The 10,949-nt window shown below is 60.4% G+C and carries 11 protein-coding genes; 7 read left to right on the top strand and 4 right to left on the bottom strand.

What is annotated here, in order from left to right; translation table 11 throughout:
• The first annotated feature begins 531 nt into the window (after positions 1 to 531).
• From ACODTO_RS24190 to ACODTO_RS24180, 3 genes are all read left to right on the top strand, one after another.
• Positions 532 to 1,893 (top strand): cache domain-containing protein, encoded by a 1,362-nt coding sequence (locus tag ACODTO_RS24190; RefSeq protein ID WP_139649884.1) that lies wholly within the window; start codon positions 532 to 534, stop codon positions 1,891 to 1,893.
• Between the two features lie 31 nt (positions 1,894 to 1,924).
• Positions 1,925 to 2,557: a response regulator gene (locus tag ACODTO_RS24185; protein ID WP_139649886.1), complete on the top strand. Its 633-nt coding sequence runs from the start codon at positions 1,925 to 1,927 to the stop codon at positions 2,555 to 2,557.
• A 155-nt stretch (positions 2,558 to 2,712) separates the two neighbouring features.
• Positions 2,713 to 3,504, top strand: a complete 792-nt coding sequence (locus ACODTO_RS24180; RefSeq protein ID WP_139649888.1) for a transporter substrate-binding domain-containing protein — start codon at positions 2,713 to 2,715, stop codon at positions 3,502 to 3,504.
• Positions 3,505 to 3,618: 114 nt separating this feature from the next.
• Here ACODTO_RS24180 and ACODTO_RS24175 read toward each other — a convergent pair whose 3' ends face one another.
• From ACODTO_RS24175 to ACODTO_RS24165, 3 genes are read right to left on the bottom strand one after another with little or no spacing between them, the layout of a single operon-like run.
• Positions 3,619 to 4,638: a TRAP transporter substrate-binding protein gene (locus tag ACODTO_RS24175; protein ID WP_139649890.1), complete on the bottom strand. Its 1,020-nt coding sequence runs from the start codon at positions 4,636 to 4,638 to the stop codon at positions 3,619 to 3,621.
• Between the two features lie 56 nt (positions 4,639 to 4,694).
• Positions 4,695 to 5,975, bottom strand: coding sequence for a TRAP transporter large permease subunit (locus tag ACODTO_RS24170; protein WP_139649892.1), 1,281 nt, complete (start codon positions 5,973 to 5,975; stop codon positions 4,695 to 4,697).
• Entirely contained in the window at positions 5,972 to 6,520 is a 549-nt protein-coding gene (locus tag ACODTO_RS24165; RefSeq protein WP_139649895.1) for a TRAP transporter small permease, read from the bottom strand. The genes ACODTO_RS24170 and ACODTO_RS24165 overlap by 4 nt, the downstream gene beginning before the upstream one ends.
• 495 nt (positions 6,521 to 7,015) lie before the next feature.
• Between ACODTO_RS24165 and ACODTO_RS24160 the strand changes: the two genes are divergently transcribed.
• Entirely contained in the window at positions 7,016 to 7,309 is a 294-nt protein-coding gene (locus tag ACODTO_RS24160) for a phage infection protein (RefSeq protein ID WP_175364080.1), read from the top strand.
• A 282-nt stretch (positions 7,310 to 7,591) separates the two neighbouring features.
• On the opposite strand, the gene ACODTO_RS24155 is transcribed toward ACODTO_RS24160, so the two are convergent.
• Positions 7,592 to 8,032: a carboxymuconolactone decarboxylase family protein gene (locus ACODTO_RS24155; protein WP_139649899.1), complete on the bottom strand. Its 441-nt coding sequence runs from the start codon at positions 8,030 to 8,032 to the stop codon at positions 7,592 to 7,594.
• A 202-nt stretch (positions 8,033 to 8,234) separates the two neighbouring features.
• On the opposite strand from ACODTO_RS24155, the gene pdxR reads away from it, so the two are divergent.
• The 3 genes from pdxR (at position 8,235) to ACODTO_RS24140 (ending at position 10,796) form a co-directional block, all read left to right on the top strand.
• A complete protein-coding gene (gene pdxR, locus ACODTO_RS24150) occupies positions 8,235 to 9,668 on the top strand; it encodes a MocR-like pyridoxine biosynthesis transcription factor PdxR (protein ID WP_139649901.1) in 1,434 nt (477 codons plus the stop codon).
• Positions 9,669 to 9,788: 120 nt separating this feature from the next.
• Positions 9,789 to 10,082: an antibiotic biosynthesis monooxygenase family protein gene (locus tag ACODTO_RS24145; RefSeq protein WP_139649903.1), complete on the top strand. Its 294-nt coding sequence runs from the start codon at positions 9,789 to 9,791 to the stop codon at positions 10,080 to 10,082.
• A gap of 309 nt (positions 10,083 to 10,391) precedes the next feature.
• Positions 10,392 to 10,796 (top strand): cupin domain-containing protein, encoded by a 405-nt coding sequence (locus ACODTO_RS24140; RefSeq protein ID WP_489107172.1) that lies wholly within the window; start codon positions 10,392 to 10,394, stop codon positions 10,794 to 10,796.
• The last annotated feature ends 153 nt before the right edge of the window (positions 10,797 to 10,949 follow it).

Raw genomic sequence — 10,949 nt, 5'->3', positions numbered from 1 at the left:
AGTAGCGGTAGGCGACCAGGTAGATGGCCACGGCTGCGACGACGATCCAGAGGGCGTTGATGGGTTCGCCGCGGCGCAAGGCCACGACACTCAACGCACAGGCTCCCAGAACAGCCACGGCAAACCAGGCAAGGTGTTTAACCAGACGGGTTGTCATTGCGTGTCTCCTGCCGAGGTCCAGTGGACTGCGGCGATTGTTTTTATAGTATGCCCCGGCTATTCGGAGCGGGCCCAATATCCCTGTACATCGTCAATAAATAAATCCGTAGTACTACGTAGATGCCCCCTGCCCCTGCGGGAGCAAGGCTTGCCCTAATGCCAGTTAAGGATCAAACGGTGCAAACCTGTGGGAGCAAAGCTTGCTCGCGATAGCGACAGACCAGTCAACATCATTGCTGACTGACCGCAATCGCGAGCAAGCTTTGCTCCCACAGGTTTTGCTCCCACAGGTTTTATCTCCAATCCGGTACGATGTTTGGCATATGATGCCGACCATCCACCTCCCCCCGTCAGGCCCTGACAGGAGTACAGATGCTGCTCAAACACAAAATCGTCGCCCTCGGGATCCTGCCCCTGGTCCTGGCGATTGCTGTCATCTGCGCGCTGGTGATCTCGCTCAACCGCCAGTTGGGCGACCAACAGGCACAACTGATCGAAGACAGCATCCTGGCCAGCAAGCGCGCCGAGCTGAAGAACTACGTCGAGATGGCGCAGAGCCTGATCGCTCCGCTGTACAACGGTGGCCTTGGCGACGAACACGCACAGCAGCAGGTGCTCGAAGAACTGCGCAAGCTCAGCTTCGGCATCAACGGCTATTTCTTCGTGTATGACCGCCAGGGCCGCAGCCTGATGCACGCGCGCCAGTCGGAGCTGGTGGGCAAATACCTCTGGGACATGAAGGATCCTCACGGCCTGCCTGTCATCCAGGCATTGATCAAAAGCGCCGAGACCGGCGAAGGTTTCCAGCGCTACGCCTGGAACAAACCGTCCTCCGGCCAGGTGACCGAAAAATTGGCCTACGTGGTGATGCTGGATCGGTGGGGCTGGATGCTTGGCACCGGGATCTACCTGGAAGATGTCGAGCGCGCCACCCAGCAGGCACGGGATGAAGTCGCCCAAGGCATCCACACCACCATGCTGGCCATTGCCGCCATCGCACTGGTGGCGGTCCTGCTGGTCTTCGCTGGCGGCATGACCCTCAACGTGAGCGAACATCGCCTGGCCGACAAAAAACTGCAGCGGTTGAACCAGCGCATTGTCAGCCTGCAGGAGGAGGAACGCTCGCGGGTATCCCGCGAGCTCCACGACGGCATCAGCCAACTGCTGGTGTCGATCAAATTCCAGTTCGAGCTGGCCAGTCATGTGCTCGAAAACGGCCAGGAAAACGGCCTGGGCATCCTCAAGAACGCAACGGATCGACTGGGAGAAGCCATCGGTGAAATCCGCAACATCTCCCACGACTTGCGCTCTTCCCTGCTCGACACCCTGGGCCTGCCCGCCGCCATCGGCCAGCTCGCGGCCGAATTCGAACAGCGCAGCGGCCTGGAGGTATCCTACCGAAGCAATGAGTTCGATTGCCGGCTGGAGAATGGCGCCCCGGTCTCGCTATTCCGCATTGCCCAGGAAGCCCTGACCAATATCGAACGCCACGCTGGGGCGAAACGTGTCGCTATCACCTTGTTTGGCTCCGCTCAATCCTTGCGCCTGACGGTGGTGGATGACGGAATGGGCTTCAATGTCCCGCAAGTCGAACGTGGCCATGCCGGCATCGGCCTGCGTAACATCCGTGAACGGGTCGAGCATTTCGGCGGACGACTGGAACTGACGTCGACGCCGGGTCGAAGTGAATTGGACGTCCTGTTGCCCATGGCCCTGTCGGCCACCGAAAGCTGATGCGCGCCCTTTATACCGAGAGCACCTGCCGATGAACCTGCCCCCTGCGATCCGCGTCGCGCTGGTTGACGATCACTCCCTGGTCCGCGATGGCATCCGGGCCTTGCTGTCCGTCATGCCCCAACTGGATGTGGTGGGCGAAGCCGAGAACGGCGCGCAGGCGATCGAGATGGTCGGGCGCTGCCAGCCAGACCTGCTGCTGATGGACATCGGCCTCAAGGACATGAACGGGCTCGAATTGACCCGGCTGCTGGGCAAACAGTACCCCAACCTCAAGATCCTGGTTTTGAGCATGTACGATAACCATGAGTACGTGAGCGAGTCGGTGCGTTCCGGCGCCAGCGGCTACGTCCTCAAGAATGCGCCTTCACGGGAAATCATCGCCGCCATCGAGGCCATCATCAGCGGCGGCACCTTCTACAGCGCAGAGATCGCCCAGCGGCTCGCCACCGCTCCCAACACCGATGACGAGCTGACACCCCGCGAGCGCCAGGTGCTACTCAAAATGGTCCAGGGTCTGAACAACAAGGAGATGGCCCGCGAGCTGGACATCAGCGTGCGCACCGTCGAAACCCACCGCCTGAGCATCCGCCGCAAGCTCAACATCGACAAACCCGCGGCCCTGGCGAAGTACGCGATCGACCATGGGATCATTGCCCACTAGACAGCGAAGCGCACCGCTGCACCGACGAAAGCCCCCAGCGACTGCCCGACGCGGCCGCGCGATGAGTCGCCAGCGCCCCGCCCCCGTGACAGCCCGCGAAGACTTTTACTACACTGCCCCGTCTTGTCCCCTTCCCTTGCGAGACGTGTGCCCCGATGAAAAATATAACAAGCACAATGACATTCTGCGGCCTGCTGGCACTGTCCTGCGGCGCCCAGGCCGAGCCGGCGCCTTCGCATCTGGACCTGGTCCTGCAACGGGGTGAATTGACGGTGTGCACCACCGGCGACTACAAGCCCTACACCTACAAGACTGAAACCGGAGAATACGAAGGCATCGACACCGACATGGCGCGCTCCCTGGCAGCAAGCCTGGGCGTCAAAGTGCAATGGGTACAGACCACCTGGAAAACCCTGATGCCGGATATGATCGCGGGCAAATGCGACATCGGCATGGGCGGGATCTCGGTGACCCTCGAGCGCCAGAAGAAAGCCTACTTCAGCAATACGCTGGACGTGGATGGCAAGATCCCGCTGGTCCGTTGCGAAGACCAGTCGCGCTACCAGACCCTCGAACAGATCAACCAGCCTTCGGTGCGCCTGGTGGAACCGGCCGGCGGCACCAACGAAGCCTTCGTCCGCGCCTTCGTGCCCAAGGGCCAGCTCAGTCTTCATGACAATGTGACCATCTTCCAGGAACTGCTGGACAAGAAAGCCGACGTGATGATTACCGATGCCTCGGAAGCGCTCTACCAGCAGAAACTCAAGCCTGGCCTGTGCGCCGTCAACCCGAGCCGTTACCTGCAATATGGCGAGAAGGCCTACCTGCTGCCACGGGACGACACCACGTGGAAGATGTATGTCGATCAGTGGTTGCACCTGAGCAAGGCGAACGGCAGCTACCAGAAAGTCATTGGGCAATGGCTGGCGGTTCCGGACGCTCAATGACCGCTTGATGTCCTGACGTTGAGGGAGCGAGCAGGCTCGCTCCCTCAATAATCGAGGATGACCGAAGAACGTTGTCTACCCCGGGTTCACCGCTCGCGATGGCGGCGTGTCAACTCACTGCGCAGCCCGTACCTTGGCGATCTCGTCGTACATCATTTTCACCAGGTTGGCATCCAGGGACTTGGCGAACTTATCAATCACCGGCTGCACCCGCTCGCGAAAGCGATCCTTCTCGGCTGGGCTGACTTCGTTGACCGTCATCGCGCCGGCCAGCGTCGCTTTTGCCTTGTCCATGCTCGCTGCGGTGGCATCTCGCTGGAATTTCTGCGCCTCGGTAGCGGCCTCGCGAATCATCGCTTTCTCATCGTCGTTGAGGCGACTCCAGGTTTTCTGGCTGATGATCAACGACTGCGGGTTGAAGATATGGCCCGTTACCGAAAGATACTTCTGCACCTCGTAGAACTTGTTGCCTTCGATCACCGTGAAGGGGTTCTCCTGGCCGTCGATGGTGTGTTGCTCAAGGCCGGTGTAGACCTCGGGAAACGCCATCGGCACAGGGTTGGCCCCCAGTGCGGAGAAGGTTTCCAGATAGATCGGCGACTGAATGACGCGAATCTTCAAGCCCTGCATGTCTTCAAGCCGGGTCACCGGGTGCTTGCTATTGGTCAGGTTACGAAACCCGAGATCCCAATAGCCCAGGCCCACCAGCCCTTTGCTGTCCAACTGCGCCGCGAGCTTCTGGCCGACCGGGCCATCGATCACTGCATGGGCTTCTTCGGCGTTGTTGAACAGGAAAGGAAAGTCGAGCATGGCAAAATCGGGGGCCTGGGCCGCCAGAATGCCGGAGTTGAGCACGGTGATGTCCAGCGTGCCGCCCTGCAGGGCCGAGACCGTCTGCACGTCGCCGCCCAATGTCCCGCCAGGGAACAGACGGACCTTGATCTTGCCGCCACTTTTTTCGCTGAGCAGGTCAGCGAATTTCTGCGCACCCTGGCCCTGTGGATGCTCCTTGACGTTCTGGAACGCGAATCGCAGGGTGCGTTCGCGGATCTCCTCCGCGTGGCTCGCCATGCTGCCCAACAACAACCCCGTTGCACACGCCCCGGCCACCAGGGCTTTCATCAGTTTTTGCATTTCACTCTCCAATCATTATTGTTTTAAGGTCGAGCTACCAAAGGCTTACACCCGTGTCACCCGGTGAAGAATTTCAACGGCCCAAGGACCAATTGCGGGAACATCACCAACAGGAACAGCACCACAAGCTGCGCGAGCAGAAACGGCCATACGCCGCGGACAACTTCTTCGAAGTCCAGCTTTGCCACCCCGCAAACCACATTGAGCACCGTCCCCACGGGCGGCGTGATCAGGCCGATGGCCGTGTTGATCAGAAACAGCACGCCGAAGTACACCGGGTCGATACCCGCCTGGACGACAGCAGGCATCAATACCGGAGTGAGGATGAGGATGGTCGGGGTCATGTCCATCACCGTCCCCACCAGGATGATCAGCACCATCATCACCATCAGCAGCAGGGTCGGGTTGTCCATGAACGGTGACAGCAATTCCGCCAACTGGCCCGGGAGATCGGCGATGGTCACCAGCCAGGACGAAACCATGGCCGCCGCCACCAGTAACATCACCACCGAGGTGGTCTTGGCCGAGGACAGGATCACTTCATATAGCTGGCTGACTTTCATCTCCCGGTAGATCACCAGGGACACGAACAGCGAATAGACCGCCGCGACCACCGCGGCTTCAGTGGGGGTGAAGATGCCGAATTTGAGACCCAGGACGATGATCAGTGGCAGACCCATCGCCCAACTGCCGTCGAGCAATGTACGCAGCACTTCGGCACGGGAACGCTTCGGCGGCGTCTCGACATGCTCACTGCGCGAGATGTACCACCAGGCCAAGGCCAGCGAAGCCCCAAGCATGAGTCCAGGCACGATGCCGGCCAGGAACAGCTTGGATATCGACACCCCGGATGCCACGCCAAACACAATAAAACCGATACTCGGCGGGATGACCGGTGCAATGATGCCACCGGCCGCGATCAGGCCGGCCGACCGTCCCCGGTTATGCCCGGCCAGCACCATCATTGGCACCAGCAACGCCGCCAGTGCCGCGGCATCGGCCACGGCGGAGCCGGAGAGCGACGCCAGCAGGCAGGACGCGATAATCGCCACGTAACCGAGACCGCCGCGCTTGTGTCCCACCAGCGCCATGGCGATGTTGACAATGCGTTTGGACAAGCCGCCGGCATTCATGACCTCGCCGGCCAGCATGAAGAACGGCACGGCCATCAGCGGGAAGCTGTCCGCGCCGTTGAGCAGGTTCTGGGCGATGATTTGCGCATCGAACAGATCCAGGTAAAACATCAGCGCCACGCTGACCACCAGCAACGCAAACGCAATGGGAATGCCCAGCGCCATGCTGCCTATCAAAGAGCCGAGAAAAATAACCAGCGTCATGGTCGATCACTCTTGATGGGGTTATGCGTCATCGCCTCGACGGCGTCATGGTCCTGGATCACGACCCACTCGTCGTCGCCGAGCTTGCCAGACAAAGCCAGGTAGAGCTCATAGAGCAGGATCAAGGCTGCGCTGGCGCCAAACACCAGGCCGGCAGCGTAAAACACCGCCATCGACAAGCCGGAGGCCGGTGCGACCACGTGCAGGTTGATCACCACCTGCTGCCAACTGCCCATGAAGATCAACCAGCAGATGTACAGCATCAGCAAATGCCCGATGACCAGACAGGCGCGCCTGACCAAAGGCGGCAAGCGCTTGACCAGGCTGTCCATCCCCAGGTGCGCACGATCCTTGAGCGCCACCAAGGCTCCGAGAAAAATCATCCAGACGAAGAACCAGCGTGAAAGCTCCTCGGACACACTGATTCCGGAATTGAAGGCATAACGCAGCACCACATTGCCGAACACCAGCACGGTCATCGCAACCATGCACAAGACAATCAGCAGCTTCAGCAGCTTGAAATACAGATCGACGACTTTGGTCATCTTGAAGACCTCTCAGGTTTTGTCGAATACCGGCACATGGCGCGATGGAGCCGCAGCCGCAGCCGTATAGGCCTGCTACAGGGCCGGATCGGAGATCAAGAGAATGGCTTCGGGATTGAAGCGAAGGGGCGAAGGGATGGCGTCGGGTGCCCGCAGACAGTTACGCATGGGTATTCCTCTGTTTTTATTATGGGTCTTGCTCGTACCGACAAGACGTACTGCGCCTAAAATGTACCAACCGGTTAGTACGGTCAATAACCCAAGCGAATGCGCATAACAAAGGGTGCGATTATCGGCTAATCCGGAGCCTCCACTCCGCCACGTCCCAAGGGTTTGTATCAGTCTGTGTATGAACCGCCGATTGATACGTAACTGTCGACTTCCCCTTCTTCCGACACACTGCCCAGATACATCCGTGCGTTTAACTGTGATCACCGGACAGCAGCACCCCTTCGCTGCTGCGCAATTGATCCATTAACCGCAAGGAGAACCACCATGTTCAATTTCCCAAAAGCTTCGTCCCTGGTAATCGCACTGGCACTGGTTAGCGGCTTCGGCCTGTCGAATGTCGCTTCGGCAACAGACAGCAGCGCCGCGGCGCATCAGTTGGCCGAAGGCGGCTCCGATCGCCTGATTCAGAACCGTGTGGCCGAAGGCGGCTCCGACCGTTTGCTTGAGAATCGCGTCGCTGAGGGCGGGGCTGATCGTTTGCTTGAGAATCGTGTCGCTGAGGGCGGGGCTGATCGTTTGCAGGAGCTGCGCGAGCGCAACGCCGCGGCAGTCGCCTAGATCGTCTCGAAACTCAGCGCTGCGACGCCCGCCGGGACCGTGTTATTCACTGCGGTCCCGATATCACCCTGTAGCGCTCACTCCTGTGTGGGCAAGCCTGTGGGAGCAAGGCTTGCCCGCGATAGCATCGCCCCGGTATTACTGTAGATCGAGGCGCCTGCATCGCGTGCAAGCCTCGCTCCCACAGTTGTTTTTGGGCAACTTCAGGTTCTGTGTCCACCACCGATTCCCTGTGGGCGAGCCTGCTCGCGAAAGCGGCCGACCAGCCCCCCACTTCCTGACTCAATCAACAGGGCTCTGGCGAAAACTCACCGCCAGCCTATTCCAGCTGTTGATGGTGCTGATCGCCATTGTCAGGTCCACCAGCTCCTCCTCACTGAAGCAGGTACGGGCCTGGGCATAGACATCGTCGGGTACCTGGCTCTGGGCCAACAGCGTCACCGCTTCGGTCCAGGCCAGGGCGGCGCGCTCACGGTCAGTAAAAAAGCAACTATCGCGCCATACAGCCACTGCGAACAGACGCCGTTCGGTTTCACCCAGACGTCGTGCATCCACCGAATGCATGTCGGTGCAGAAAGCACACCCGTTGAGTTGCGAAGCGCGGATCTTGATCAGGTGCAGAAGCGCCGCTTCGATACTCAGGCGGCTGGTCAGCGCTTCCAGGCCAATCATCGCTTTCATCGCCCCTGGGGACGCACTGTAGTAATCCAGACGCTGGTTCATGACGGGCTCCGTGGCAGTGATCCCTTCACGGTAGAACCTGAAGGCCATCGGCGACAGATCCAATTGGCCGAAAAAACCAGGGCCATCCAACGCCAGACCAATCTGCCGGATTTTCTCCACACAACTTCTATCCAGACGCACAATGCAGGTAATCTTGCAGCTTTGACGCTGCCGCCAGGCGATTGTCCGGGAGCCCGCGGGTATGGAACTTCATGTCGTCATCAATGGCCGCAAGGACCTGACAAGTCAGTTGTACCAACAGTTGCGCAGCGCCATCGAAAGCGGTCGCCTGACTGCCGGCACACAACTGCCCCCCAGCCGCCTGCTCGCCGAACAGCTGGGCGTTTCGCGCAAGACCGTTTCCGACACCTACGCCCAGCTGACCTACGAAAACTTTCTCACCGGCATCATCGGCAAAGGCACCTACGTCAATGCGCGGCCAGCCAAGATCGTGCGCAAGCAAAGCCATCGGGAGCTGGCCGGGGCCGACGTGGTCGAGGCCTGGCGCAACATGCCGGACCTGTTGCGCCATCCGACGCCGGAAAGCGCATTACGCTACGACTTCATCGGCGGTGCCACCGGCAAGGGGCAGTTTCCCCTGGACGATTGGCGTCGTTGCACTGCCCACGCCCTGCGCCAGATCGCCAATGCCAAGGGCCTCTACAGCCAACCCGGGGGCCTGCCGGCCCTGCGCAATGCCATCGCCCGGCACATCGCATTTTCCCGGGGGGTCAATTGCCAGGACGATGATGTGGTGGTGTGCAACGGCGCGCAACAAGCCCTGGACCTGATCTCACGGGTATTGACCCGGCCCGGCAGCCTGGTGGCGATGGAAGACCCGGGGTATCCACCGGCGCGACTGCTGTTCGGCTCCCACGGCGCCACGGTGGTCGGGGTCCCGGTGGATGAGCAAGGCATGCGGGTCGACCTGATTCCGGACGGCACGCGGCTGATCTACGTCACGCCTTCCCATCAGTTCCCCCTGGGCATGCCCCTGAGCCAAGCCCGCCGCGAGGCCCTGCTGGCGCGAGCCTATGAGCTCGGCGCGATCATCATCGAAGACGATTACGACAGCGAATTCCGCTATGAAGGCCGGCCTGCCGACTCGCTGCAGAGCATGGACGAACGAGGCATCGTGGCGTACGTCGGGACGTTCTCAAAGACCCTGTTGCCGGAGTTGCGGCTTGGCTACGCCATCCTGCCGCCAGCGATTCTCGAAGCGGTGATCCTGGCCAAGCGCCTCACCGACCAACACACGTCCACCCTGCCCCAATGGGCGCTGGCCAAGTTCATCGCCGAAGGTTGCCTGCTCAAGCACATTCGTCGCTGCCACACCTTGTACGCCGGACGTCGCGAGCGGATCCTGGCGCGCATGGCCGGTGACCTGTCGCCCTGGTTCGAAGCCGTGCCCACCACCGCCGGCTTCCACCTGGCGGTATTGTGCAAAGTACCGATCGATCTGCCGCTGGTGGTCGAGTTGGCGAAAAGAGTCGAGGTCGGTCTGTACCGCCTTGATGGTTTTTTCAACGAAGCACCACCGCGACAAGGGCTGTTCTTCGGTTTTGGTGCCATCGAAGTCCTGGACATCGACATCGCCCTGGATCGCTTGCGGGACATCCTGCAGCAGGTCGCCTGAACGATTGGACTGCCTGCTTATCCGCCCATTGGCTGTTTAAGCCTCGCCCATGCAGGCCTATCCTGCACGGGTACCGTTGATTGTGAACATCCCGTCCGACTTGATTCAGGAGCCTGAACGATGTCTCGCCAAGTGATCAATACCGTCCAGGTGCAAGCCACCCCCGGTCGCTCGGAAGAGCTGGGCCGACAGTTGCAGCAAATCGTCGAAACCCTGCGCACCCAGCCCGGTTGCGACGCCTACATGGTCGATCGGTGTCCGGTGGACGGCGACCGCTGGACCGTCAGCGCCCGCTGGCAATCGGAAGCAGCCATGCAAGCCCACTTCAATTGCCCCGAAGTGCAGGGTTTTATCGGCCTGATCGACAGTCGCCTGGCCCGGAGCGTGGATTTCAATAGTTTCCCGATTGTCTGAGCTGCCCGCACTCCTGGGCCGTGCCCCATGTGGCGAGGGGATTTAGCGAAACGTCGCACCGCCCCGCTCGAGTGCGCAGCACTCGCCAGATAGGCGCCGTCACGAATATCTTGGGGCCGCTGCGCAGCCCGGCGGGGATAAATCCCCTCGCCACAGGGTTACGGTCCAGTCAGTTGCAAATCCGTAGTAGGCCAATTGGTCTACCGGCCTTCCGAAAGATTGGACGTTTGCTTGCCCCGCCAGCGGGCATAGGGTGGATCCATCGCCGCAACAGCGCGGACCCACTCCAAACCCACGAAGGCCACTGCCATGAAAACCCTCTGCCTGATCGCCGCCCTCATCCTGCTGCCTGTCGCCCAGGTCTACGCCCACGAAGCCGCACCTTCGGAAAAGGTCCAGGTGTTGCAGGAGAAAATGCTGAAAAACCTGCCGGGCAAAAAAGCCATGATGCTGACCGTTGACTACGCCCCAGGCCAGTCATCCATCGCCCACAAACATGAAGGCACGGCCATGGCCTATGTGCTCGAAGGTGCCATTACCTCCCAGGTCAAAGGCGAGCCGGCGACCACCTACAAGGCCGGGGAGTTCTGGTACGAGGCGGCGGGTTCCGAGCACCTGGTCTCGAAAAACGCCAGCGCGACCGCGCCGGCGAAACTGCTGGTCTTCATGGTGATGGGTGAGAAGGAGGCGGTGTTGATTCCGCTGAAGAACTGATGGTTCACCACACACTTCCCCTCTGTGGGAGCGAGCCTGCTCGCGATAGCGGAGGCACAGCCAACATCGCCGTCGACTGATCCGACGCCATCGCGAGCAGGCTCGCTCCCACAAGGAAAATCGGTGCTGCGCATGAACCGCGCCCAATAAAAA

It is taken from the genome of Pseudomonas sp. FG13 (genome assembly GCF_057809755.1).
The sequence above is the reverse complement of the archived record's forward strand: the minus strand, read 5'-3'. Positions and strand labels throughout refer to the sequence as shown.